At 67.1% G+C, this 25100-nt stretch carries 18 protein-coding genes and 1 pseudogene; 7 read left to right on the top strand and 12 right to left on the bottom strand.

The window, feature by feature from the left end; all coding sequences use genetic code 11:
- Positions 1-7 precede the first annotated feature (7 nt).
- The 5 genes from CFB89_RS21135 to CFB89_RS21115 all read left to right on the top strand — a co-directional run bounded on the left by CFB89_RS21135 (position 8) and on the right by CFB89_RS21115 (position 6264).
- Positions 8-775, top strand: a complete 768-nt coding sequence (locus CFB89_RS21135; RefSeq protein WP_089469578.1) for an NTP transferase domain-containing protein — start codon at positions 8-10, stop codon at positions 773-775.
- Positions 772-2457: a phosphoenolpyruvate mutase gene (gene aepX, locus CFB89_RS21130; RefSeq protein WP_089469577.1), complete on the top strand. Its 1686-nt coding sequence runs from the start codon at positions 772-774 to the stop codon at positions 2455-2457. The genes CFB89_RS21135 and aepX overlap by 4 nt, the downstream gene beginning before the upstream one ends.
- The gene (gene aepY, locus CFB89_RS21125; protein WP_089469576.1) at positions 2454-3635 is read left to right on the top strand and encodes a phosphonopyruvate decarboxylase; all 1182 of its coding nucleotides are present in this window, start codon (positions 2454-2456) and stop codon (positions 3633-3635) included. Before aepX ends, aepY begins: the two co-directional genes overlap by 4 nt.
- The gene (locus CFB89_RS21120; protein WP_089469575.1) at positions 3635-4699 is read left to right on the top strand and encodes a 2-aminoethylphosphonate aminotransferase; all 1065 of its coding nucleotides are present in this window, start codon (positions 3635-3637) and stop codon (positions 4697-4699) included. The genes aepY and CFB89_RS21120 overlap by 1 nt, the downstream gene beginning before the upstream one ends.
- A 419-nt stretch (positions 4700-5118) precedes the next feature.
- On the top strand, positions 5119-6264 hold the full coding sequence (locus tag CFB89_RS21115; RefSeq protein WP_089469574.1) for a branched-chain amino acid ABC transporter substrate-binding protein: 1146 nt from the start codon (positions 5119-5121) through the stop codon (positions 6262-6264).
- Between the two features lie 95 nt (positions 6265-6359).
- Here CFB89_RS21115 and CFB89_RS21110 read toward each other — a convergent pair whose 3' ends face one another.
- From CFB89_RS21110 to CFB89_RS21095, 3 genes and pseudogenes are all read right to left on the bottom strand, one after another.
- Complete coding sequence (locus CFB89_RS21110; protein WP_089469573.1) at positions 6360-7289, bottom strand: asparaginase domain-containing protein; 930 nt, start codon at positions 7287-7289, stop codon at positions 6360-6362.
- Between the two features lie 11 nt (positions 7290-7300).
- Complete coding sequence (locus CFB89_RS21105; protein ID WP_089469572.1) at positions 7301-8446, bottom strand: threonine synthase; 1146 nt, start codon at positions 8444-8446, stop codon at positions 7301-7303.
- A gap of 241 nt (positions 8447-8687) precedes the next feature.
- Positions 8688-9064 (bottom strand): annotated as a pseudogene (locus CFB89_RS21095) (transcriptional regulator); the annotation flags it as partial.
- Between the two features lie 415 nt (positions 9065-9479).
- Here CFB89_RS21095 and CFB89_RS21090 point away from each other — a divergent pair.
- Entirely contained in the window at positions 9480-10304 is an 825-nt protein-coding gene (locus CFB89_RS21090) for a multidrug ABC transporter ATPase (RefSeq protein ID WP_089469570.1), read from the top strand.
- 29 nt (positions 10305-10333) lie between these two features.
- Here the strand turns inward: CFB89_RS21090 and CFB89_RS21085 are convergent, their stop codons facing one another.
- Positions 10334-11485, bottom strand: coding sequence for an acyltransferase (locus CFB89_RS21085; protein ID WP_089469569.1), 1152 nt, complete (start codon positions 11483-11485; stop codon positions 10334-10336).
- A 331-nt stretch (positions 11486-11816) separates the two neighbouring features.
- Between CFB89_RS21085 and pip the strand changes: the two genes are divergently transcribed.
- Entirely contained in the window at positions 11817-12749 is a 933-nt protein-coding gene (gene pip / locus CFB89_RS21080; protein WP_089469568.1) for a prolyl aminopeptidase, read from the top strand.
- Between the two features lie 10 nt (positions 12750-12759).
- Here the strand turns inward: pip and CFB89_RS21075 are convergent, their stop codons facing one another.
- The 8 genes from CFB89_RS21075 to CFB89_RS21040 all read right to left on the bottom strand — a co-directional run bounded on the left by CFB89_RS21075 (position 12760) and on the right by CFB89_RS21040 (position 24980).
- A complete protein-coding gene (locus tag CFB89_RS21075; RefSeq protein WP_256979730.1) occupies positions 12760-13656 on the bottom strand; it encodes a hypothetical protein in 897 nt (298 codons plus the stop codon).
- Between the two features lie 74 nt (positions 13657-13730).
- The gene (locus CFB89_RS21070) at positions 13731-14003 is read right to left on the bottom strand and encodes a hypothetical protein (RefSeq protein WP_089469567.1); all 273 of its coding nucleotides are present in this window, start codon (positions 14001-14003) and stop codon (positions 13731-13733) included.
- 177 nt (positions 14004-14180) lie between these two features.
- Positions 14181-15221: a transglutaminase family protein gene (locus CFB89_RS21065; protein ID WP_089469566.1), complete on the bottom strand. Its 1041-nt coding sequence runs from the start codon at positions 15219-15221 to the stop codon at positions 14181-14183.
- Positions 15215-17821, bottom strand: coding sequence for a circularly permuted type 2 ATP-grasp protein (locus CFB89_RS21060; protein WP_089469565.1), 2607 nt, complete (start codon positions 17819-17821; stop codon positions 15215-15217). The genes CFB89_RS21065 and CFB89_RS21060 overlap by 7 nt, the downstream gene beginning before the upstream one ends.
- Positions 17822-18035: 214 nt before the next feature.
- A complete protein-coding gene (locus CFB89_RS21055) occupies positions 18036-21449 on the bottom strand; it encodes a DUF2126 domain-containing protein (RefSeq protein WP_089469564.1) in 3414 nt (1137 codons plus the stop codon).
- A gap of 93 nt (positions 21450-21542) precedes the next feature.
- Entirely contained in the window at positions 21543-22550 is a 1008-nt protein-coding gene (locus CFB89_RS21050; protein WP_089469563.1) for a transglutaminase family protein, read from the bottom strand.
- A gap of 8 nt (positions 22551-22558) precedes the next feature.
- On the bottom strand, positions 22559-23500 hold the full coding sequence (locus CFB89_RS21045; RefSeq protein ID WP_089469562.1) for an alpha-E domain-containing protein: 942 nt from the start codon (positions 23498-23500) through the stop codon (positions 22559-22561).
- Positions 23501-23564: 64 nt separating this feature from the next.
- Positions 23565-24980: a circularly permuted type 2 ATP-grasp protein gene (locus CFB89_RS21040; protein WP_089469561.1), complete on the bottom strand. Its 1416-nt coding sequence runs from the start codon at positions 24978-24980 to the stop codon at positions 23565-23567.
- Between the last annotated feature and the right edge of the window lie 120 nt (positions 24981-25100).

Below are 25100 nucleotides of genomic sequence, written 5' to 3'. Positions count from 1 at the left end.
AGAACCCATGCGAGCCATCATTCTTGCGGCAGGCCTAGGCTTGCGCCTGCAACAACCGCCCGAGGCGCAGTTCCCGAAGTGCCTGCTGCGCTTCGACGACGTGTCGCTGCTCGAGCGCCATCTGCGCGTGCTCGACGCCGCGGGCGTCGACGAAATCGTGCTCGGGCTCGGCTTCCAGCACGAGAAAGTCGAGCAGGAGCTGAAGCGCCTCGGCCGTACCGCCGAGATCGTGATCAACGACCGCTACGACCTCGGCAGCGTGCTGACCGTGCATACCGTCGCCGATGCGATGACGCGCGGCGGCGACGTGCTGCTGATGGACGCGGACGTGCTGTACGACGAGAACATCCTGCACGCGCTGGTGGCCGATGCCGACAAGACGGTCGACCGCCTGCTGATCGACCGCGACTTCGAGGCCGGCGACGAGCCCGTCAAGCTGTGCCTGAAGAACGGCGTGCCGGTCGAGCTGCGCAAGCAGCTCGCGGTCGACCTCGACTACGACACGATCGGCGAATCGGTCGGCTTCTTCCGCTTCACCGAAGGCACCGCGCGCCGCCTCGCGACGATCGTCGCGGGCTACGTCGACAGCGGCCGCGCGAACATGCCGCACGAGGAAGCCGTGCGCGACCTGCTGCTCGAAGGCGGCCATTCGTTCGACGTCGCCGACGTCACCGGCTCGCCGTGGATCGAGATCGACTTCCCGAACGACGTCGCACGCGCGACGCAAGACATCCTTCCCCTGATTCAACGCACCACTGCCGGAGCCGCACGATGAACGCACGCGAACCCAACTTCACCGAATCGCGCAGCGCGCGCCTGCGCCGCATGCTCGTCAGCAGCGATCTCGAATTCCTGATGGAAGCGCACAACGGCCTGTCCGCGCGGATCGTCCGCGAGGCCGGCTTCAAGGGCATCTGGGCGTCGGGCCTCGCGATCTCCGCGCAGTTCGGCGTGCGCGACAACAACGAAGCGAGCTGGACCCAGGTCGTCGACGTGCTCGAGTTCATGGCCGACGCGAGCGACCTGCCGATCCTGCTCGACGGCGACACCGGCTACGGCAACTTCAACAACGTGCGCCGCCTCGTGAAGAAGCTCGAACAGCGCGGCATCGCGGGCGTGTGCATCGAGGACAAGCAGTTCCCGAAAACCAACAGCTTCATCGGCGGCGAGCGCCAGCCGCTCGCCGAAATCGACGAGTTCTGCGGCAAGATCAAGGCCGGCAAGGATTCGCAGACCGATCCCGACTTCTCGATCGTCGCGCGCGTCGAGGCGCTGATCGCGGGCTGGGGGATGGACGAGGCGCTGCGCCGCGCGAACGCGTACGCGGAAGCCGGCGCCGACGCGATCCTGATCCACAGCAAGCTGTCGCGCCCGGACGAGATCCTGCAGTTCGCGCGCGAATGGAGCGGCAAGGCGCCGCTCGTGATCGTGCCGACCAAGTACTACAGCACGCCGACCGACGTGTTCCGCCAGGCCGGCATCAGCACCGTGATCTGGGCGAATCATCTGATCCGCGCGTCGGCATCCGCGATGCAGGCGACCGCGCGCGAGATCCACGAAAGCGAAACGCTGATCAACGTCGAGGACCGCGTGGCATCGGTCAACGAGATCTTCCGCCTGCAGGACGCCGACGAGTACTCGGCCGCCGAGCGTATCTACCTGTCGTCGTCGTCGCGCGCGTCGAATGCCGCAATCGTGCTTGCCGCGAGCCGCGGCAAGGGCCTCGAAGCCGTGACCGAAGACAAGCCGAAGGTCATGCTGCCGGTCGCCGGCAAGCCGCTGCTGCGCTGGCTCGTCGACGGCTTCAAGACGCACGGCGTGAACGACATCACCGTGGTTGGCGGCTATCGCGCCGATGCGATCGATACGTCGGGCATCAAGCTCGTCGTCAACGAGCGCCACGCGCAGACCGGCGAGCTCGCGTCGCTCGCATGCGCGGCCGAACGCCTGACCGGCGACACCGTGATCTCGTACGGCGACCTGCTGTTCCGCAGCTACATCGTGCGCGACCTCGCGGAGAGCGAGGCCGAGTTCAGCGTGGTGGTCGATTCGTCGCTCACCGAGACCAACCAGAGCGTGCGTGACTTCGCCCTCTGCTCGGCGGCCGACGACCGCGGCCTGTTCGGCCAGAAGACCTATCTGCAACGCGTGTCGAGCGACGTCGCGGCGGGCACGCCGCACGGCCGCTGGATCGGTCTGCTGAACGTGCGCGGCGCCGGCGTCGATCGCCTGAAGGCGATGCTCGCGACGCTGCAGGCGCGTCCTGACTTCGACACGCTCGACATCCCGTCGCTGCTGAACGAGCTGATCGCCGCCGGCGAGAAGATCGAGGTGCAGTACGTGCACGGCCACTGGCGCGGCGTCAACGATCTGGAAGACTTCCGTCGCGCGGGCGACTTCGCGCACGGCCAGACGCCGCTGTCCGAACCGGGCGCCGGCAACGGGGGCGCGCAATGATCGAAGCGGCCCAGTTCGTCGAGGCCGCGCGCGAACGCGGCTTCGACTGGTACGCGGGCGTGCCCTGCTCTTACCTGACGCCGTTCATCAATTACGTGCTGCAGGACCCGACGCTGCACTACGTGTCGGCCGCGAACGAAGGCGACGCGGTCGCGCTGATCGCGGGCGCGACGCTCGGCGGCAAGCGCGGGATCGCGATGATGCAGAACTCCGGGCTCGGCAACGCGGTGAGCCCGCTCACGTCGCTCACGTGGACGTTCCGCCTGCCGCAGTTGCTGATCGTCACGTGGCGCGGCCAGCCGGGCGTGGCCGACGAGCCGCAGCACGCGCTGATGGGCCCGATCACGCCGGCGATGCTCGATACGATGGAGATTCCGTGGGAGACGTTCCCGACCGACCCCGAACAGGTCGGCCCGGCACTCGACCGCGCGATCGCGCACATGGACGCGACGGGCCGCCCGTATGCGCTCGTGATGCAGAAAGGCAGCGTCGCACCGTATGAACTGAAGGCGAACCCGGCCGCGAAGCCGCGCGCGCACGTCGCCGCCCAATCGTCGTCGCGCGCCGCATCGGCCGACGCATGGCCCACCCGTCACGACGCGCTGCAGCGCGTGATCGCGCATACGCCGGTCGATTCGACCGTCGTGCTCGCATCGACCGGTTTCTGCGGCCGCGAACTCTACGCGCTCGACGATCGCCCGAATCAGCTTTACATGGTCGGTTCGATGGGCTGCGTGACGCCGCTCGCGCTCGGCCTCGCGCTTGCGCGCCCCGACCTGCGCGTGGTCGCCGTCGACGGCGACGGCGCCGCGCTGATGCGCATGGGCGTGTTCGCGACGCTCGGCACCTATGGCCCGGCCAACCTCACGCACGTGCTGCTCGACAACGGCGCACACGAATCGACGGGCGGCCAGGCAACGGTGTCGCAGCATGTGTCGTTCGCGGGTGTCGCGGCCGCCTGCGGTTACGCGTCGGCGGTCGAAGGCGATACGCTCGACGTGCTCGATGCGACGCTGGCCGCGTCGGGCGATGGCGCGCAATTCGTTCGCGTGGCGATCCGCACGGGCGTGCCCGACGGCCTGCCCCGCCCGACCGTCACGCCGGTCGAGGTCAAGACGCGTCTGATGCGGCACATCGGCGCCGAGCAGGCCGAAGCCCACGTTGAAGGAGCCCATTGATGCTGCTGCTGAATCCCGGCCCGGTCACGCTCACCGAACGCGTGCGCCGCAGCCTGCTGCAACCCGATCTGTGCCATCGCGAAGGCGAATTCTTCGACCTGCAGGATGAAGCGCGCGCGCGCCTCGTCGCCGCGTACGAGCTCGATCCGGCCGAATGGGCCGCCGTGCTGATGACGGGTTCTGGCACGGCCGCCGTCGAGAGCATGATCGCGGCGCTCGTGCCGCAGGACGGCAAGCTGCTCGTGATCGAGAACGGCGTGTACGGCGAGCGGATCACGCAGATCGCCACGCAGTACGGCATCGCGCATGACGTGCTCAAGCATGAGTGGATGCAGGCGCCTGATCTCGCGCAGATCGCCGCGAAGCTCGATGCGGGTGGGTACTCGCATGTCGCCGTGATCCATCATGAAACGACGACGGGCCGGCTGAACGATCTCGATGCGATCGCCGAAGTCTGTCGTGCGCGCGGCGTGAAGATGCTAGTCGATGGCGTCAGCAGCTTCGGCGCGGAAGCGATCGATTTTGCAGGCGGCGTCATCGATGCGGTTGCCGCGACCGCGAACAAGTGCCTGCACGGCGTGCCGGGCGCGGCGTTCGTGATCGTGCGCCGCCGCGCGCTCGTGAAGGCCGCGAGCCGGACTTACTACCTCGATCTCGGGCGGCTTGCGAAGCTGCAGGATCAGCGGAATACGCCGTTTACGCCTTCCGTGCATGCGTATTACGCGCTCGTCGAAGCGCTGCGTGAGTTCGACGAGGCCGGCGGCTGGCGTGCGCGGCATGCGCATTACAAGGCGCTGGCCGATCAGGCGCAGGCCGGGCTTGCGGCGCGCGGAATGCCGCTGGTGTTGCCGGAAGGTGAATCGTCGGTTGTTCTGCGTGCGTATCGGTTGCCGCAGGGTGTGACGTACGAAGCGCTGCACGACGGGCTGAAGGCGCGCGGCTTCGTGATTTATGCGGGGCAAGGCGGGCTGTCGAAGGAACTGTTCCGGATCTCGACGATGGGCGCGATTCAGGCGGCCGATGTCGAGCGGTTGCTGGAAGGGTTTACGGCGCTGACGCGGTAAGCGTTGTCCGTAACTTCGTCGACGAAAGGCCCGCAAGGGCCTTTTTTGTTGTTCGCGATGTCAAGCACCTGCCTGCCTGAGATGGGCGTTTTTCTCCCTATCGGCCCGCCTCTCATCTATCGGTAAGCAGTTCAACCTCCGCTCGACACCGAACGAAAACCACGGGTTTACCCCTACAATACATTTTATTTAATTCTAGATAATCTTTCTAGAAAGGGGAGTCCATGGGATAGGCCGATCACTGACCGGCGACCAGGCTCCCGATCCAAGCGCTATGCAATGCTAATCAGTTTGCCCTCTGGTGATGGGCTGCTCTGACGAATACTCACATTCGAAAATGTCGCCAATGTCGTGACTTCGATAGGAGACGCCGTATGCATTTTTCAACAGCAACCCAGTTCCACAAGAGGCTCACGCATATGAAACTTCAACTCAAACCGATCAACGCCGCGCTGACGCTCGCCTGCGTTGCCATGGTCTACGGTCAAGCCGCGCTCGCCGACGTGATCGTGAAGATCGGCAGCGCCGAACCGCTGACCGGCAACATTGCGCACATGGGTCAGGATGCGGCCGATGGCGCCAAGCTCGCCGTCCAGCAGATCAACAAGGCCGGCAATCTGGTCATCGGCGGCCAGAAGGTCATCCTGGAGGTCGACTCGCTGGACGATCAGGCCGACCCCAGGATCGGGACGAATGTCGCGCAGAAGCTGGTCGACGACGGCGTCGTGGCGGTGATCGGCCACCTGAACTCCGGCGTATCCATTCCCGCGTCCAGGATCTACCGCGACAACGGCGTCACCCAGATCACGCCGGGCTCCACCAATCCGCAATACACGCTGCAAGGCTACAAGACCGCCTTCCGCGTGATCGGCACCGACGCCCAGCAGGGCCCCGCTCTCGCGAAGTACGCCAAGAGCCAGAAGGTCAGGACGGTCGCCATCGTCGACGACGCCACGGCCTACGGCCAGGGTCTTGCGGACCAGTTCGAGAAGACCGCCAAGGCGGAAGGCATCCAGGTGCTATCGCGCGATGCGACCAACGACAAGGCCACCGACTTCAAGGCCATCCTGACCAAGATCAAGGCCGAACGCCCCGACGCCATCATGTACGGCGGAGAGGACGCCACCGGCGGCCCCTTCGCCAAGCAGGCCATGCAGCTGGCGCTCCGCGCCAGGATCCTGGCGGGCGACGGTGTCTGCACGACCGATCTGGCCCGGCTGGCCGGCGACGCCGCCGACAACCTGGTCTGTTCGGCCGCGGGCGGCGATCTGTCCGCGATGGCGGGCAGCGCCGCGTTCGCCAAGGAACTGAAGGCCGTGTACGGCCACGATCCGGTGGTCTACTCGCCGGTTGCATACAGCGCCGTCTACGTAATCGTCGATGCGATGAAACGCGCCAATTCGGTCACGCGCGCCGGCATCCTGTCCGCCATGCCCACGACCAACCTGAACACGCTGATCGGCAATATCCGGTTCGACGAGCACGGCGACCTGAAGAACAGCACCATCTCTCTCTACAAATACGTGAAGGGCAAACGGACCCTGCTGGAGGTCGAGAAGATGTGAACGAAGCGGGGCCGACGCGGGAGCCGCGAGCCCCCGCGCCGGCGCCGCAGCCGGTGGATCTTTGCCGGGCTCGTTGAATAACCGCCGGGCGCTGCTCAGCGCCCGGCCTTTCCGCCACGATTGGCACGACCCAGCTCGGCCATGAGGCGAATGCGTGCCTTTGATGCGTTCAGACCGTCATAACCCACGGTGGTCAGGCCGAGGGTGTGGGCGCGATCATACGCGTACTTGGTGACGGCTGGATTGACCCGGAAGCCATGGGCGCAGCGTGTCGACAGCACGACGGGGATATGCGTCGCGGCTTCGCTCAGAAGTCGCTCCGACTGCGCCGAGAAACCCCCTGCACCCTTGCCGGCCACGACGATACCGTCGAGTTCGGAGATATCCGGAAAACCCACGAGCGGCCCGAAGGTCTCCATGACGATCGCAACGCGGGCGCCGAGGTCCGATACATCGAGTTCCGCGTAACTGTCGTCCACGGCTCCTGAACCTGTGAGCGTAACGATGTCGGCCTCGATGGAGCCGCGGATCGCCGTTTCCGGGCCGAAGGGCTGAATGGCCTGCGGCCATACCTTGACGATCGAGACCGGATCGAAAATCCGTCCCGCGAAGGCCACGAGGGCGCTCGCGCCCTTCGGCATGGCGCGTGCCAGATTGGCAGCATCCGCCAGATTGCGCGGACCGTCGGCATTGGCGTTGCCGCCGGGGATCGCCGCCCCGGTCAGAACGACCGGCCGGTCACGATCAAAAAGCAGCGCGGCGGCATAGGCGACGTCTTCCATTGCGTCGGTGCCGCAACACATGACGAAAGCGTCGCTCTCGCGATCCTGCCGCATGACATCACGCGCCCGGCAAATCGACGCGAAAGTCAGATCGCAGCTATCGACAGGATCGATGTCGTGTCCGATCCAGTCCGCCTGACCGCTCGAGACGATCAGATCGCGTGCCAACAGACGCTCGATCGCCCCATCACTCTGGTAGTTTTCCGTGATGGTGCCGCCGCAATTCAGGAATCCGATTTTCATGAGGATGGCCTTTAGACAGACGTGTCGCCAATTTCCGAATACATATCCGCGATGGCTTCGGCGTTCTTGATACCCGTGCCCGTCAGCAGGACAACCGTTTCCTCTCGCGCCCGAATCGTCCCAAGCTGGATGAGCCGGTCGAATCCTGCAACCGCGGTGGCCGAAGTCAGCTCCGGCAGAAGGCCCAGTCGCGCCATCCGCCTGAGCGCTTCGACGATCGCTTCTTCTTCCACGGCCACGGTCGTGCCGCCCGTCTCCCTGACGGCGTTGACCACTTGCGCCAGCCGCAGAGGATGGGCGATGGCCGTCCCCTCGGAGACCGTCTTTCGAACCTCGCGCGGAACGGGCGCCGTGACGCCCGCCTGGAAGCTGGCATCGATAGGCGAACAGTTCAATGGCTGGCAAACGAAGAGCCTGGGCATTTTGTGAATCTGACCCGCGCGCATCAGTTCCGAGAACGCCAGATAACAACCGAGTACGTTACTGCCCGCGCCTGCAGGCATGACGATGTTGTCCGGCGCCTGGAAGTTGAAGTCTTCCCAGATCTCGTAGCCGACCGACTTGGTCCCTTCGAGAAAAAATGGCTGCCAATTGTGGCTGGCGTAGAAGATGCTCGCGGACTGCCGGACGGCCTCATCCTCACACGCCTGTCGAGGCCCGTCGACGAGTTGCACCTCCGCCCCATAGGCGCGCATTTGCGCGATCTTCGCGGGCGACGCGTAGGCGGGCGCCAGAATTTTCACGCGCATCGCGCCTGCCGCGCCATACGCAGCCACCGACGCGCCGCCGTTGCCCGAACTGTCCTCCAGAACGGCCGTGACACCTTGCTGCCGCAACATCGAGAGCATCACCGTCGTGCCGCGATCCTTGAAGCTGCTCGTGGGGCTGAACCACTCCAGCTTGAAATGCGGCCGGTGGTCGCCCCACGTCTTCTGGATCAACGGGGTGCACCCTTCCCCCATGGAGATGGGGGACGCGATCTCGACCGGAAGCGACGCGCGATAGCGCCATTGGGAGCGCAGGCGTCGGTCGACGTCGTCCCGGGAAATGCCGGCCAGCGGCGAGATCAGGAGCGGCCTGCGGTCGTCCGAACACCACCGAGGCGTATCCAGCGGATAGGTGGCGCCGCTGAGCGGCTCAACATAGTGCGATTTCATGTTTTCCGACTCCGCTTTGGCACATTACCCGATCGCTGCGGAAGCAAGACGATCATGGCTATGACGTTGGGGCGAAACACGCGGGCCGCGCGCTGTCCGTGCAGTACGAACGCCTCGCGCACTGCCTCGATCACGTCGCCCGGTATGAGCAATGGATGGACGACATGCTGGTCGACGACGAGTCGCGTGGCTTCATTTGACATCGCTATACACCGTTGCGCGCGAGACGCCCAGGTAGACGGCGAGCGAGCATGTTCTGAAATCCTCGAAACACCGTGAGGTCCACGTTCAGGCACAACGCGGCGATGTAGTCGCCTTTGGCGTCCTTGATGCCGATGGACGTGCTCTTCACCTGGCGACCATCCGAAAACTGATTCGGATAGTCGGCGATGATCTGCTCGTAAGCTGAGTCCATGATCCGCGCCAGTCCTAGTTCGGTCGCAGGCTGTCCGACTTCTCGACCCGACAGATTGTTGCGGATCGCGAGCACCGCGTGCTCCGGGTCGAGGAGGTCATGAACCACGACCTCGGTAAAGGGAACGAAGGTCCGGGCCAGGCCTTCGCGACCGGTTTGATCTGCCCTGGCAGGAGCTGCTGGTCGGGAGTCTTCTTCGGCATGCTCGGTCCACTGGTTTCCTTGGGCATGCCGGGTAGTTTGGCCATTGCTAGACTTTTTGTCAAACTCACAACAATTTGTCCAGATGAAAATCTCGGGCAGGGTTCGGCAAGGAGCGCCAGCTTTAGAGGTCTTTGGGGCGGCGACCCGTCTACTGGCCACCCGGCCAGATCAATGAAATGGAAGCACCGGCCGCCAGGCCATGGAAGGTCTTGCTTCGCGCAATGTTGCTAACATTCAGTTCGATGTTGTCGATCGGGCGGCCTTTGCCTCGAATGCTTGTCCTTGCCACTTTCCTTGTGTTTGTCGAGAAGCAACGAGATGGACCGTGACACCGATGACGACGTGGCGTTCTGAAGAGGTTCGTTTCCGGCCGTTAAGCGGCGTCCACAGCCATCCGTAAAAAGCGCTCTCCTCATGCCCCCGAGAATCATTCGTTTTGTTCCACTGCTGGCGCTTGCCGCCGCCCCCCTCGCTCACGCCGCCGACAGCCAGGCTTGCAGCGACGAAACCGTCACGGCCGTCGCCCGCTGGGCCGGCATCGCGAGCGCACGCATCGCCACGCGCGACGCGGACCGGCTCGTCGTCGCGTCAGCGTGCAAGGCCATGCCGAACGCACCGGGAACGACGATCGCGGCCGTCGCGTTCGATTCGCTGCCGAAGAGCAAGAACCCGGACGAAAGCAAAAAGGTGCAGGTCGTCGCGCTCGTCGAGGGCGGCAAGGTCGTGGCGGCCGATCGGTCGCTGGTTGAAGAGGATGCGGCGACGGAGATCGGCGAGAACAGCTATCGGATCGACACGGCGCCCTACCGTTTGTCGCCCGACGTGCGCGCGTTCGGCGTCGTGTTTACCAGCAGCGCACGCGGACCGAGTTGCCCAGATGCCAACGCCGGTGAAGAGTTGACGCTGTGGGTGCGCGAAGGCGACCGTATCCGCCCGGTGTTCGGTACGAATCTGTACGGCTGGGTCAGCGTCGAAGGCGACGCCTGCGGCCCCGGTGCCGGCGATGCGCGCAGCGAAGAGGCCCGCATGGCCATCGCAGTCGAGAAAACGTCGAGCCATGGCTTCGCCGATCTATCGATCACGGCACACATCACGAAGACGCAGCGCAAGAACGGCGATTACTCGGATACGGGCAAGCGCACGGTGCGCACGATCGTCCGCTACGACGGCAAGTCCTATGGAATCGACATGTTCCGGAACTTCTGGTATTCGCCGGCCGCGATGAAACTTTTCAAGTAACGCCATGGGCACGACGTCACTCCGCCCGCCTACTCCGCCACCTTCGGCCCGATCGCATCGGTCGGCGCCGGCATCCGCAACGCGTCGTCCCGCACGCGTCGCGCCTCGCGCGCCGTATAGCGATCCTTCAGCCGCAAGAACGGTTTTTCGACGAGGAAATAGCTGGCGGTCGCGGCCATCAATGCCCACACGATACCGAGCGGGAACCCATGCGGCACAGGCAATCGCGGGTTCGCAAAAGGCTGCTGCCACAGATACAGGCTGAACGAGATCGTGCCGACGAACACCACCGGCCTGGCGCGCAACCAGCGCGCGCACCAGAACTCGCCGCGAAAATTCAGCACGACGATCACGATCGCGATCAGCGCGGCTTCGAGCGTCACGCCATATGTCGCATTCCAGAAGCCGCCGAGCCGGTGTTCGGCGAGCGGCATGCCGAGCAGCACGACGAAGACGAGCGCCGTCACGATGCGCGCCTCGTTCCGCCACGAAGCGATCCACGCTTCGAGACGTTCGCGGTTGAGCGACGCATAGCAGCCGATCAGGATCGGATCGACACCCGTATGCAGCATCATCCCGAGTTGTCCGCGCAGCGCGGGCGCGACGAAATACGTGGTCGCACGCACCAGCGGCACGATCAGGATCAGTGCGGCCAGCCAGCGCGTGCCGGCGCGGCGGATGCCGAACACGAACAGCAGCGGCCAGAACCAGTAGAACTGCTCCTCGAGCGCGAGCGACCAGAAATGGCCGAGGTACCACGCGCCGTCCGGATGCAGCGCGTTGTCGCCGGTCAGCCCGAACCACGCCGAGTAATTCCACAGGTGTAGCGCAGCATAAAGCCACTGCCGGCGATCGACGTCGAACCCGCCGGCGAACGCCACGATCGCGACGGCCGCGAGATAGACGTAGCAGGCCGGCCAGATCCGCAGCGCGCGGCGCACGTAGAACGACGTCAGCGCGATGCCGCCCGTGCGCGCGAACTCGGCGCGCAGCACGTTGGTGATCAGGAAACCGCTCAGCACGAAGAAGATCAGCACGCCGAGCCGGCCGTCGGCGATCAGCCGCAACGGCGCGTACCAGCCGGTATAGCCGCCGGGCAGCACATGCTCGGCATGACCGACGACGACCATCGCGACCGCGACGGCGCGCAACCCGGTCAACTGCGTGACGCGATGGTTCATCGGCTGGTTTCCGTTGGCACGGTGAAGGAGCGGGAACGGGCCGGCGCCCAATCAGCCTGCCGACCTGCCGCCGGATTTTGTATGAAAAATATCGGAATGAAATTGCTTCAAAAATCCACGTGATACGTACCGTCGACGAGGCGACGCCGCGCCACGACGCACCAACGTCCGCCGCGACGAATGGGCATAATGACAAACCTTGTCCGGCGGCGGCCGGTCCGATGCCCACGCAACGATTTTTGCGGCGCAGCAATCTCCGCGGCACCGTACCGGCCCGCACACCGGCCCGCGCCTCGTCGGCGCCCTGTCGCCCCTCATCCGGAGTCTGCCTGTGTATCCACCGATCGAACCTTACGCCCACGGCCACCTCGACACCGGCGACGGCCACCGCCTCTACTGGGAGCGCTGCGGCAATCCGGCCGGCAAGCCCGCCGTGTTCCTGCACGGCGGCCCCGGCGCCGGCTGCGGCCCCGACCATCGCCGTCTGTTCGATCCCGAGCGCTACGACATCCTGCTGTTCGACCAGCGCGGCTGCGGACGCTCGACGCCGCATGCGAGCCTCGAGAACAACACGACGTGGGATCTGGTCGCCGATATCGAACGCCTGCGCGAAATGGTCGGCGCCGAGCAATGGCTGGTGTTCGGCGGCTCGTGGGGCAGCGCGCTGGCGATCGCGTACGCGGAGACGCACCCGGAACGCGTGAGCGCGCTGATCGTGCGCGGCATTTTCACGATGCGTCGTGCGGAACTGCTGTGGTACTACCAGGAAGGCGCGTCATGGCTGTTCCCCGATCACTGGGAAGACTTCCTCGCACCGATTCCGGAAGCGGAGCGCGGCGACCTGATGGCCGCCTACCATCGCCGACTGACCGGCGACGACGAAGCCGCGAAGCTCGAAGCCGCGCGCGCGTGGAGCATCTGGGAGGGCCGCACGATCACGCTGCTGCCCGATCCCGCGCTCGCCGCGCACTTTGCGGACGGCCATTACGCGCTCGCGTTCGCGCGGATCGAAAACCACTACTTCGTGAACAAGGGTTTCGTCGAGGAAGGCCAGTTGCTGCGCGACGCGCATCGCCTCGCCGGCATCCCGGGCGTGATCGTGCAGGGCCGCTACGACATCGCGACGCCGGCGCGCACCGCATGGGAGTTGTCGAAGGCGTGGCCGGATGCGACGTTCGACATCGTGCCGGGCGCCGGGCACGCGTACAACGAGCCGGGGATTCTGGAGGCGCTGGTCGCGGCGACGGACCGGTTCGCGAGCTGACGGCTCGGTATCAGCGAGTCGTTTCCCGGCGCGTCGACTCCGCTGACGCGTCGGGATGGAGGCCTTGCTCCCAGTCACTCCGTTTCGGCGGCTTCGTCACGCGAATCGACACCAGCGCAACGCAGAACGTGAGGGCCGCGTACTGCGTGATCGGACTCCACGGAATCGCCACACGCGAATATTCGTGCGGCATGTAGCGAATCAGCGACGTCGCCACCGGCACGTAGCTCAACAGCATGGACAGCATCGCGATGACGGACGTCATCAACGACATGCCGCAATACCATGCGCGCTGCCCGCGCGGCGCAACGGCGGTGCCGAGGAGCAGCGTTGCCGCGGCCGCAATCAGCAAATCCATCGGCGGCGTATTCGGCAACACGTAGCCGAACGTGCCGGTGCGCATCGTCGCGTACGCGATCGCCCAGTAATGCAGCGTGGACGACGCAACCAGCAGGCCGACGGACGCGAAGCGCCGAGCGGTCGGCGCTGTCGTGGCGTGCGGCAGGCTCAGAAAGTCATTGCTCGTCCGGTTGTATATCAGCGCGAACGTCGCAAGACCCAGCGGCAGCGCAATGACCACCGTGATCCACGACGACAGCATCAGCATCGCGGCACTCAACGCGATCCAGACCGCCACGTTGAGCGTTCGCCCCCAGCGGCGACGCAATGCAAGCGCGACGTGACCGATGAGGCCTGCAAGCATCGCCGCGAACGACACCCCCTGCAGCGCCCAAAGCTGCGACGACCACGACGAAAGCGCGGCCAGCGACCGGTCGTGCAGGATGAACCTGGCGAACGGGACGAAGGCCAGCAAGGCCGTGACGTTTTGCAGGATGCCGTGATACGCGATCACGCGAATCGTCGTATAGCGGCGAGTACCAGGAATGGCGGCGTCGGTCGTGGACATCGGACAGGCAGGAATGAGCGGATCGGACCCGCAGCATACTCCTCGATCCGCCCCCTTCGCAGCCGCCTATGGCATCACAGGGCGGCTTCGACGATCGTCCGGCCGCTGATCGCCCGCTCGACGAGCTGTTCGTCGCCGACCTTTCGGATCGCGTCGTCGAGCAGCCCTTCCGGTTCCTCGGTCGCGACCTTCAGCAGGCCCGATAGCCCGCGCGCATCGAGCACCACGAGCGTTTCCATCGAATCCGCACGGCTCACGAGCACGCGGCGGAATGCCGGGCCCGCGCCGAAGCTCGCGCAAAGCTCGATCGTCTCGTTGCCGAGCGTGTAGTCGAAGTTCTTGATCATGTCCGCCGCCGTTGCATGAAAATGGCGACGCGCGACGGCGCGGCGCCGTGACGTCGACGCACCCGCGCGTGCCGCCGGCGCGCCGGACCAGAGGCCGGACCGTTCGCCGACATCGCCATGGTAGGCGTGCAGAATTAACGAAGACTTAAAGCGGGCGAGCCCCGTCCTGCGGTACCGTCAAGCCGCATCGAGCGGCTCGACCGTCACGCCGACCTTCAGCTCCTGATCCGCGCCGCCGCCGCGGATCACGCCGCGCAGCGGCGTCACGTCGGCATAATCGCGGCCGACCGACAGCATCACGTAGTCGTCGCCTGGCGCTCGATCGTTGGTCGGATCGAGTTGCAGCCAGCCGCCGTCCTCGGGCCACGCCGGGTCGTACACGTCGACCCACGCGTGCGACGCGTCGGCGCCGATCAATCGCGGCTGGCCGGGCGGCGGCTGCGTGAGCAGGTAGCCGCTGACGTAACGCGCGGCCAGCCCGAGCGAGCGCAGCGCGCCGATCATCACGTGCGCGAAATCCTGGCAGACGCCCTTGCGCAGCCGCAATGCGTCGAGCGCCGACGTCGTGATGTCGGTGCTGTTCGGCGTGTACGCGAAATCGGCATGCACGCGCCGCATCAGGTCCCACGCCGCCTGCACGAGCGGGCGTTGCGGCGTGAAGCTCGCGGCCGCGTACGCGGCGAGTTCGGGGTCGCACGCCACGTGCGGCGACGTGAACACGAACTCGCTCGCCGGGTCGTATGGCTGCCCCGCGCGGAACCGCAGGCGGTCGCGCACGGCCTCCCATGCGGTGGCATGCGCGGCGTCCGGGTTCGCGATCGCAGGCGGCGGCGCGCCGCGCGCGCCGAGCGACCATACGGGCGACGTCACGCGCACGGTGCTGCGGCTGCGCACTAGCAGCGTGTCGTGCGGCAGGTTCAGCGCGAACGACGCGCGCGCATTGCCGAACGCGTCGACTTCGGTACAGACCGATTCCGGTGCGGGTTCGATGTCGAGCGAGAACGACAGCACCTGCTGGCGCGGGGTCGCGAGCGGTTGCAGGCGTGCCTGGTGCTGCGCGGATTCGACGCGCGCCGCGTACCGGTATTCGGTGTCGTGCGTGACACGCAGCAACCGGCCCGGCGCGACGGCGGCCGGTGCGGCCGCAGCCGGGGCGGCTGCCTGCCGTGCGGCGCCGGAACCGGGCGGCGTCCTGGCCGCGCCTTTCGTCGTCACCATAGCGTCCTGCCCGCCTCGCGCACGTGGCTGAAATAGCGCTCGCCGATCCGGTTCGACAGTTCCCAGACGGCCTTCACCGCCGTGTCGAGCGCGGCGAGCAGCTTGTCGTGCCGGCCGTCTTCGGCGGTCTCGCACAGCTCGTGCAGCGACCACGCGGGGATGTCCGGAACCGTCTCGGCCAGCTCGGACAGCGCGTAGCCTTCGCCGCGCTCGACCTTCGTCAGCCGGCCGCGCAGCGCCTGCACGACCCAGCCGAGCGAGCGCGGGTTGTCGGTATCGAGCACGACGAGCGACAGCAACGGCGCGACGTCGAAGCCGCGCTGGAATCGCGAGCGGAACGTGATCGTGCTGTCGAACAGTTCGAGCACGAGTTCGAAGCCGTCCTGACGATGCACCGCGCCTTCGTCGAACGCGAACTTCAGCACGCTGCACAGGAAGTCGAGCCGGTCGATCTGCCGGCCGATCGACAGCAATCGCCAGCCGTCGTCGCGCGTCATGTTGTCGGTCTGCGCGCCGGTGATCGCGCCGAGCAGCAGGCCGAGGCGCTCCAGCAACTGCAGCGCGTCGTTGCCGACCTGCTCCTCCGCTTCCTGCTGCCCTGCGCTGTCGGCGAACAGTTGGGTCGCGTCGTCGATCAGCCGCCACTGATCGCTCGACAGCCGTTCGCGGATCGCGGCAGCCGCGCCGCGCATGCCGAACAGGCACGACGCGATCCCCGACGTGCGGTCGGCGCCGCGCGTCAGCGACGTCGCCAGCTCATGCTGGAACGCGCGCGGCGCATCGACGGCGTGCGGCGCGTCGGCCGCGATCAGCCCGGTGTCGCGGCACAACGTGTCGATCAGTTCCAGATGCGCGGGGCTGTCGACGTCGTCCTCGCCGCGCAGACGTTCGAGCGCGGCGCGCGCCAGGCGCATCAGGTTGGTCGCGCGCTCGGTGTAGCGGCCGAGCCAGAACAGGTTCTCGGCCGCCCGGCTCGCGATCGCGCGGGGCCGTTCGACGAGGTCGTCGGGGCCGAGGTGCGTCTGCAGCAGCGTCGTCGAATCGACGATGCCCTCGGTCATCACCCACGTGTCGACGGTGCTGCCGCCGCGCGGCATCGGCGCATTGAACAGCGTGTCGCGCGTGCCGACCCGCGACAGCCCGCCCGGCAGGAGCCGCCAGCGCTGCGCGCCGTCGGCGAGCGCGAACACGCGCAGCAGCAGCGGCTTCGGCACGATGCGCGCGCTGTCGTTGCCGTCGGGCGCGTCGGGCCGCGGCCACGTCGGCGCCTGCGACAGCGGCAGGTCGGCCTGCACCGTGTAATGTTCGGGCTGCGCGAGAATCCGCGCGCGCCATGCCGCCAGTTGCGCCTGCGTGAGCCGCGCGCCGATCACCGGCTCGAATGCACCGCCTTCCTGCACGTCGGGTGGATAGGTTGCCTTGACGATGCCGCGCGCGACCTGCGGCAGCGCATCGTCGCACGCGGCCGCCTCGCCGCACCACCACGAATGCACGGCCGGCAGCGTCAGCGTTTCGCCGAGCAGCGCTTCCGCGAGACGCGGCATGAAGCCGAGCATCGCCGGCGACTCGAGGAAGCCCGAGCCCGGCGCGTTCGCGAGCAGCACGTTGCCCGCACGCACGGCCTGCAACAGCCCCGGCACGCCGAGCATCGAATCGGGCCGCAGTTCGAGCGGATCGAGCCAGGCATCGTCGACGCGCCGCAGGATGCCGTGCACCGGTTCGAGCCCGCTCAGCGTCTTCAGGAACACGCGGTTGTCGCGCGCGGTCAGGTCGCCGCCTTCGACCAGCGTGAGGCCGAGATAACGTGCGAGATACGCGTGCTCGAAATAGGTCGCGCTGTGGGGCCCCGGCGTCAGCAGCACGATCCGCGAATTCTTCGCGGCGGGGCTGAGCGACTGCATGCTCTGCAGCAGCGCACGGTACGCGGACGCAAGCCGCTGCACGCGCAGCCCGCGAAACCCGCGCGGAAAGAGCCGCGACACGATCAGCCGGTTCTCGAGCAGGTAGCCGAGCCCGGCCGGGCCCTGCGTGTGCTGCGCGACGATCCGCCATTGGCCGTCGGGGCCGCGCGCGAGATCGAACGCGACGACGTGCAGCCAGGTATCGCCCGGCACGCGCGCGCCGCGCATCGCGCGCAGATAGCCCGGGTGGCCGGTGACGAGCGCGGGCGGCAGCAGCCCGCGCGCCAGGATCGTCTGCGGCCCGTACAGGTCGGCCAGCGTCGCATTGAGCAGCCGCACGCGCTGCAGTACGCCGCGCTCGATCCCGACCCAGTCCTCGGGCGTGACGATCAGCGGCAGCAGGTCGAGCGACCATGGGCCGACCGCTCCGTCGCCGGCGCGCTGCTCGTGCAACTGGTAGAACAGGCCGTTCTCGCGCATGCGCCGGTGCAGCGCGTCGGCGCGGCGGTCGAGGTCGGCCACGCCGTCGCTGCCAACCGACGTGAAGAAGCTGCGCCACGCGGGCGCCAGCGCAGGCGCGGTCAGGCCGGCCGCGCTGCCGCGCAGTTCGTCGTAGCGGCCGGCGGCGGCCGGCGTCGCGAGCGCGGCGGCCAGTTCGGCGGCGTCCGGCTGCGCGCCGGTATCGAAAAGCGTGGGCATCGCGTCGAAGGCGGCGGGATGGTCGAGGTCAATGGGCGGCACGATGTCGTTCCGTCGTCAGGGTGCGGCCGCGCATGCGCGCCGCCAGTCAGGCGGCAAGCCGCAGCGCGGAACCGCATTCTGCCCGCATCCTAGCATTCCGGCGGGGCCGCGACCGCCCGGTGCGCCGGGCAGTCGCGAACCGCGCATCGTCGTCCGCCCTGTCATCGATCGATCACGGCCGCCGCAAGTCGAGCGTGAACGGGAATTCACGGCTCGGTGAGGCCGCCGCGACGTCCATCCTGCCCGGCGTGTGCCCGATCTCGACGAAGCGCGCGAGCCGGCGGCTCTCGGCCTCGTACGCATTGACCGGGAACGTCGCGTAGTTGCGCCCGCCCGGATGCGCGACGTGATACCGGCAGCCGCCAAGCGAGCGTTGCAGCCACGTATCGACGATGTCGAACGTGAGCGGCGCGTGCACGCCGATGGTCGGATGCAGCGCCGACGGCGGCGACCAGGCCTTGTAGCGCACGCCCGCGACGTATTCGCCGACGGTGCCGGTCGGCTGCAGCGGCAACGCGCGGCCGTTGACGGTCACGACGTGCCGGTTGTCGTTCAGCCCCGTCACGCGCACTTCGAGCCGTTCGACCGACGAATCGACGTAGCGCACCGTGCCGCCTGGCGCACCCTCCTCGCCCATCACGTGCCACGGTTCCAGCGCGCCGCGCAGCGACAGCTCCATCCCATTCACCGCGATCTGCCCGAACAGCGGGAAGCGGAATTCGAAGTGCGGCGCGAACCACGCCGGGTCGAACGCGAACCCGGCGTCGCGCAGCTCGGCCAGCACGTCGTCGAAATCCATCTGAAGAAATTCCGGCAGCATGAACCGGTCGTGCAGCGCGGTGCCCCAGCGCGTGAGCGGCGTCGTGTACGGCGCGGCCCAGAAGCGCGCGACCAGCGCGCGCAGCAGCAGTTGCTGCACGATGCTCATCCGCGCATGCGGCGGCATCTCGAACGCGCGCAGTTCGAGCAGGCCGAGCCGGCCGGTGGACGAATCGGGCGAATACAGCTTGTCGATGCAGAACTCGCTGCGGTGCGTGTTGCCCGTCACGTCGATCAGCAGGTTGCGCAGCACGCGGTCGACGAGCCACGGCGGCATGTCCTGCCCGAACAGCAGCTTGTTGCGCTGGATTTCCGCGAACGCGATGTCGAGCTCGTAGAGCTGATCGTTGCGTGCTTCGTCGACCCGCGGCGCCTGGCTCGTCGGCCCGATGAACAGCCCCGAGAACAGGTAGGACAGCGACGGATGGTTGTGCCAGTACGCGATCAGGCTCGCGAGCAGATCGGGGCGGCGCAGGAACGGGCTGTCGGCCGGCGTCGCGCCGCCGAGCACGAAGTGGTTGCCGCCGCCCGTGCCGACGTGCCGCCCGTCGACCATGAACTTCTCGCTGCACAACCGCGATTGCCACGCGGCGTCGTAAAGGAATTCAGTGTGGTCGACGAGTTCGTCGAAACTCGCGGCCGGGTGGATGTTCACTTCGATCACGCCGGGATCGGGCGTCACCTGCAGCAGCTTCAGCCGCGCGTCGCGCGGCGGCGGATAGCCTTCGAGCACGAGCTTCACGCCGAGCGCATGCGCGGTCAGCTCGATCGCGCCGAGCAGGTCGAGATAATCCTCGAGCGCGGCGAGCGGCGGCATGAACAGGTACAGGATGCCGTTGCGCACTTCGACGCACAGCGCGGTGCGCGTGATCCATGCGGCCGATTCGAAGCGCTCGGGCCGGCGATGCGGGTCCGCGGCGCCCGGTCGGCCGTGCGCGGCCGCGCCGTCGTCGCGCCACTGCATCACGGTCTGCGCGGACGCTTCGCGATGCACGCCGGCCAGATACCGCGGCGCGTCGGCCGGGCCCGCGTAGCGGGCGCGAATGGCGGCGGCGTCCGGCAGCACGTCGCGCGGCGCGAACGGATCGCGCTCGACGAGGTACGGATAGTCGGCGCGCGCCGCCCACGGCAGCGAATCGAGCGGCAGCCGATAGCCCATCGGCGAATCGCCCGGCACGAGATACATCCGCTCGTCGCGGAAGAACCACGGGCCGGTCTGCCAGCGCGGCCCGTCGAGGCTTGGCTCCCCGTCCGTGCGCTTCACCGGCAGCACGTAGCCGACCACGCTGTCGAGCTGCTGCTCGAACACCTTGCGCAGTCGCGCGCGTTCGAGCTCGTCGTCCAGGCGCGCGTCGAACGGATCGACGTTGACCGGCAGCCGGCGCTCGCGCCACAGGTAGTACCAGACGTCCTCGTAGCCGGGCTGGATGAATTCGCCGGTCAGGTTCAACCGCGCGGCGAGCGCATCGATGAAGCGCTTCGCGTCGCCGGTGGTGTACGACGACGGCTCGCGCTCGTCGGCGAACAGCGACGGATCGTGCCACACGGGCTGGCCGTCCGCGCGCCAGAAGATCGACAGCGCCCAGCGCGGCAACTGCTCGCCCGGGTACCACTTGCCCTGCCCGAAATGCAGGAAGCCGCCGTCGCCGTATTCGGCGCGCAGCCGCTGCACGAGTTCGGTCGCGTAGCCGCGCTTGGTCGGGCCGAGCGCATCGGTGTTCCACTCGGCGCCGTCGCGATCGTCGATCGACACGAAGGTCGGCTCGCCGCCCTGCGTGAGCCGCACGTCGCCGGCGGCCAGCGCGCCGTCGACCCGCGTGCCGAGCGCGAGCACGGCTTCCCACTGCGATTCGGTATACGGCTTCGTCACGCGCGGCGATTCGTACACGCGCGTCACGCTCATCTCGTGCTCGAACGACACCTCGCACTCGTCGATCAGCCCTTCGACCGGCGCGGCGCTCGTCGGCTGCGGCGTGCACGCGAGCGGAATGTGCCCTTCCCCGGCGAGCAGGCCCGACGTCGGATCGAAGCCGATCCAGCCGGCGCCCGGCAGGTAGACCTCGCACCAGGCATGCAGGTCGGTGAAATCGACTGACGTGCCGCTCGGGCCGTCGAGCGATTTCACGTCGGGCGTGAGCTGGATCAGGTAGCCCGACACGAAGCGCGCGGCGATGCCGAGATGGCGGCACAGCTGCACGAGCAGCCACGCGCTGTCGCGGCACGAGCCGGACGCGAGTTCGAGCGTTTGCGCGGGCGTCTGCACGCCGGGCTCCATCCGCACGAGATAGCCGATGTCGTGCTGAAGCTGCTGGTTCAGCGCGACGAGGAAGTTCACGGTGCCGGCCGGCGTGCGGTCGACGCCGTCGAGATACGCGCGAAACAGCGGCGCGGCGCTCGTCTGCGGATCGCATGCGAGATACGGCGCGAGTTCGGTCTTCAACGCGTCGTCATAGCTGAACGGATATTGCTCCGCGCTCGCTTCGAGAAAGAAGTCGAACGGGTTGTACACCGACATCTCGGCGACGAGATCGATCGTGATCTCGAAGTGCTCGGTGCGCTCCGGAAACACGAGCCGCGCGAGATAGTTCGAGAACGGATCCTGCTGCCAGTTGATGAAGTGCTGCGCGGGCTCGACCGTCATCGAATACGCGAGGATCGGCGTCCGGCAATGCGGCGCGGGCCGCAGTCGCACGACCTGCGGGCCGAGGTTGACGAGCCGGTCGTAGCGATAGCGGGTGGTGTGATGCAGCGCGACGTGGATGGACATGGGAGCTCGAGTCGGGTTGGGCCGGCCGCGCACGCCGCGTCGATTGCGACGCGGCGGCCCGGCATGGCGGATGCGGCGAAGGCGCGCCGCGGGTCAGACGAGTTCCGGCGTCTGCACGACGCTGATCTCGACGCCGACGGCCGTCGCGCCGAGCCCCGTCACCGGCTGCGCGTCTCGATGGTCGAGACCGACCGCGATGCGCACGTAGCGTTCGTCCGGGCAACGGTTCATGAACGGGTCGAAACCGACCCAGCCAAGGCCTTCGACGTATGCCTCGGCCCATGCATGGCCGGCCGGCTGCTGCGTCAGCACCGTGGGCTGCGGCTGCGCGCCGAGCGCCGCGTGCGGCCGCCCCTGCGATTGCGACTGCGATTGACCTTGCGACTGCGATTGCGCGGCATGCGATGCACCGAGCACCTGCTGCATCCCGTCGCCGCTCTGCAGCGCGAGCGCTTCCTCATCCTCGACGTCGGCCCCATTCTGCTTCGCGTCGGCGATGCGCTGCATCGCGCTGTCGGCCAGCACGTAACCCGAGATGTAGCGCGCGGGGATCTTCAGTACACGAGCGGCCGCGATGAACGCGTGCGCATGGTCGCGGCTCGTGCCCTCGCCGCTTTGCAGCGCGGTTTCCGCATCGACGGGCGCGTCGGCGGCCAGGTTCGGCGCATACGCGATGCGGCCGTGCACTTCCGTCATCAGCCAGTGCAATGCGTCGAGGCCGTACGGCTCGATCGGCAGCGCCTGCGCAAGTGCGCGCACGGTATCGCCCGCCTTCGTGAGCGCGGTCTCGCGCTCGAAGATCCACGGCGGCGCATAGCCTTCGGGATTGCCGACGATACCCGCCCGGTCCTGCGTCTCGACGACGCCGGCCGCCACGACGACGACCTCGGCCTTCTCGCCGCGATCGTGGCGCACGAGGTCGATCCGGTTGCCGAGCCCGTCGGCGTAAGACAGCGTCGGCTCGACGCCGTCGATCGTGACCTGCCACGCGCGCACCGTCTGCCCGGGGCCCGACTGCGGCCGCAGCCGCAACCGTTGCAGTGCATGGGTGGCCTGATCGTCGAACTGATAACGCGAAATGTGTCGGATGGCGAGTCGCATGGCAAGTCTCAGTCGAAGTTGTAAGCCTGGGCGATTTCGAGCCCGAGGCTGTTGTTGCGGCCGATGAAGTCGGTCAGGAACTCGTGCAGGCCGCTCTTGAAAATCCGCTCGACCGACGTATCGGACAGCATTTGCAGGATCTTCGTGGCCGTGTCGTGACACGGGTGTGTCACGCCGTAATCCTTCGCGAGCAGGTTCAGGCTCGACACGACGCGCCCGTAGCAATAGCGCAGCGAACGCGGCATGCGGCCGTTCAGGATCAGGTAGTCGGCGATGTTCAGCGGTTTGTACTGCACGTCGTACACCCAGCGGTACGAGCGATGCGCGGCCACGCAGCGCAGGATCGTCTCCCATTGGTAGTTGTCGAGGATCGTGCCGACGTGCGACACCGACGGCAGCAGCAGGTGGTATTTCACGTCGATGATCCGCGCGGTGTTGTCCGCGCGTTCGATGAAGGCGCCGATCTGCGCGAAATCGAAGATCTCGTTGCGCAGCATCGTGCTGTAGAAGCTGCCGAGGATCAGCGCGGTTTCGCGCTTCACTTCGTCGAGCACGGCCGGCAGTTCGCTTTCCGGCACCGGCTGCGCCAGTGCGCGGCGCAGCGCGAGCCACGCGCCGTTTACGCTTTCCCACGCCTCTCGCGTCAATGCCGTGCGCACCATCCGCGCGTTCGAGCGCGCGGCCTCGATGCACGACAGCACGCTCGACGGGTTGTCGCGGTCGCGCAGCAGGTAGTCGGTCACGGTATCGGCCGCATACGCGTCGTATTTCTGCCGGTAGCCGTCGTCCGCGCCCGAGCTGACGAGCACCGACGACCATTCGGCCGGCGCGTCGGCCGTGCGCGTGAGCGCCATCCGCAGGCCGGCATCGACGATGCGCGCGATATTTTCCGCGCGCTCGATATAGCGGTACATCCAGTAGAGACCGCTTGCAGTACGTCCCAGAAGCATCTCGTGTCCACTCCGTCTTCGTTCGGTTCGCGCGCCGGCTCCGGCGCGCGCGGTCGTGCCCGGCTCAGTCGGCCAGCACCCAGGTGTCCTTGGTGCCGCCGCCCTGGCTCGAGTTGACGACGAGCGATCCTTCCTTCAGCGCGACGCGCGTGAGCCCGCCCGGCGTGATGCGGATCCGGTCCGACACCAGCACGAACGGCCGCAGGTCGACGTGGCGCGGCGCGAGGCCGGCGTCGGTCAGGATCGGCGTCGTGGACAGCGCGAGCGTCGGTTGCGCGATGTAGTTCGCGGGACGGGCGCGCAGCTTCGCGGAAAACGCGTCGAGTTCGGCCTTCGACGCGCACGGCCCGACCAGCATCCCGTAGCCGCCCGAGCCGTGCACTTCCTTCACGACCAGTTCGTCGAGATGCGCGAGCACGTACTTGAGGCTGTCGGCCTCGCCGCAGCGCCAGGTCGGCACGTTCTCCAGCAGCGCCTTGCGGCCCGTGTAGAACTCGACGATCTCGGGCATGTACGAGTAGATCGCCTTGTCGTCGGCGATGCCGGTGCCCGGTGCGTTCGCAATCGTGATGTTGCCGGCGCGGTACACGTCCATGATGCCGGCCACGCCGAGCACCGAATCGGGGCGGAACGTGAGCGGATCGAGGAACGCGTCGTCGACGCGGCGGTACAGCACGTCGATCTGCCGGAAGCCTTCCGTCGTGCGCATCGCGACGCGGCCGTCGACTACCTGCAGGTCGCTGCCCTCGACGAGGTGCACGCCCATTTGATCGGCGAGGAACGAATGTTCGTAGTACGCGGAATTGTGGATGCCGGGCGTGAGCACCGCGATGGTCGGGTTGTCGGCGTTGCCGCCCGGCGGGCACACGGCCGCGAGCGACTGGCGCAGCATCTGCGGATAGGTTTCGACCGGACGCACCTTGACCTGCTGGAACAGCTCGGGGAAGAGCTGCATCATCGTTTCGCGGTTTTCCAGCATGTACGACACGCCGGACGGCGTGCGTGCGTTGTCCTCCAGCACGTAGAACTCGTTTTCGCCGGTGCGCACGATGTCGACGCCGATGATGTGCGTGTAAACGTTTCCGGGCGGCCGGAAGTCGATCATCTCGGGGATGAATGCCTCGTTGTGCGCGATCAGGTGTTTCGGCACGATGCCCGCGCGCACGATTTCCTGGCGGTGGTAGATGTCGTCGAGGAACGCGTTCAGCGCCATCACGCGCTGCTCGATGCCGAGCGACAGCCGGCTCCATTCCGCCCCCGAGATGATGCGCGGGACGATGTCGAACGGAATGAGCCGCTCGGCGGCCTCCGCGTCGCCGTAGACGGCGAACGTGATGCCCGTCCTGCGGAACACGCCTTCCGCGTCGTGGGCCTTCTGGGCGAGGCTCGCAGGGTCCTGCGTGTCGAGCCATTGTTTCAGGCGCGCGTAAGGCGCCCTCACCATGTCGCCGGATTGCAGCATTTCATCGAATGGCTTCATCGATCTTCTCTCCATCGATCGTTTTCCCCGGCATTGCGCATGCCGGACCGGCGTACTGATTGCTTTGCAAGGAACGTGCCTTGCTCGATCCCTTCGATATCCCCCTGTTTCGCGCCGCCC

Origin of the sequence: Burkholderia sp. AU16741 (assembly GCF_002223345.1) — a bacterium.
GTDB classification, from domain to species: domain Bacteria; phylum Pseudomonadota; class Gammaproteobacteria; order Burkholderiales; family Burkholderiaceae; genus Burkholderia; species Burkholderia sola.
The sequence above is the reverse complement of the archived record's forward strand: the minus strand, read 5'-3'. Positions and strand labels throughout refer to the sequence as shown.

Excerpts from the sequence above, each read along its gene's own strand:
- CFB89_RS21050 (WP_089469563.1), bottom strand. The coding sequence starts at position 22,550 with ATGCGACTCGCCATCCGACACATTTCGCGTTATCAGTTCGACGATCAG.
- CFB89_RS21135 (WP_089469578.1), top strand. The coding sequence starts at position 8 with ATGCGAGCCATCATTCTTGCGGCAGGCCTAGGCTTGCGCCTGCAACAA.
- CFB89_RS21055 (WP_089469564.1), bottom strand. The coding sequence starts at position 21,449 with ATGTCCATCCACGTCGCGCTGCATCACACCACCCGCTATCGCTACGAC.
- CFB89_RS21065 (WP_089469566.1), bottom strand. The coding sequence starts at position 15,221 with ATGGTGACGACGAAAGGCGCGGCCAGGACGCCGCCCGGTTCCGGCGCC.
- CFB89_RS21105 (WP_089469572.1), bottom strand. The coding sequence starts at position 8,446 with ATGAAATCGCACTATGTTGAGCCGCTCAGCGGCGCCACCTATCCGCTG.
- CFB89_RS21085 (WP_089469569.1), bottom strand. The coding sequence starts at position 11,485 with ATGAACCATCGCGTCACGCAGTTGACCGGGTTGCGCGCCGTCGCGGTC.
- CFB89_RS21060 (WP_089469565.1), bottom strand. The coding sequence starts at position 17,821 with ATGCCCACGCTTTTCGATACCGGCGCGCAGCCGGACGCCGCCGAACTG.
- CFB89_RS21090 (WP_089469570.1), top strand. The coding sequence starts at position 9,480 with ATGCCCCCGAGAATCATTCGTTTTGTTCCACTGCTGGCGCTTGCCGCC.
- CFB89_RS21115 (WP_089469574.1), top strand. The coding sequence starts at position 5,119 with ATGAAACTTCAACTCAAACCGATCAACGCCGCGCTGACGCTCGCCTGC.
- aepX (WP_089469577.1), top strand. The coding sequence starts at position 772 with ATGAACGCACGCGAACCCAACTTCACCGAATCGCGCAGCGCGCGCCTG.
- CFB89_RS21045 (WP_089469562.1), bottom strand. The coding sequence starts at position 23,500 with ATGCTTCTGGGACGTACTGCAAGCGGTCTCTACTGGATGTACCGCTAT.
- CFB89_RS21110 (WP_089469573.1), bottom strand. The coding sequence starts at position 7,289 with ATGAAAATCGGATTCCTGAATTGCGGCGGCACCATCACGGAAAACTAC.
- CFB89_RS21075 (WP_256979730.1), bottom strand. The coding sequence starts at position 13,656 with ATGTCCACGACCGACGCCGCCATTCCTGGTACTCGCCGCTATACGACG.
- CFB89_RS21070 (WP_089469567.1), bottom strand. The coding sequence starts at position 14,003 with ATGATCAAGAACTTCGACTACACGCTCGGCAACGAGACGATCGAGCTT.
- CFB89_RS21120 (WP_089469575.1), top strand. The coding sequence starts at position 3,635 with ATGCTGCTGCTGAATCCCGGCCCGGTCACGCTCACCGAACGCGTGCGC.
- aepY (WP_089469576.1), top strand. The coding sequence starts at position 2,454 with ATGATCGAAGCGGCCCAGTTCGTCGAGGCCGCGCGCGAACGCGGCTTC.
- CFB89_RS21040 (WP_089469561.1), bottom strand. The coding sequence starts at position 24,980 with ATGAAGCCATTCGATGAAATGCTGCAATCCGGCGACATGGTGAGGGCG.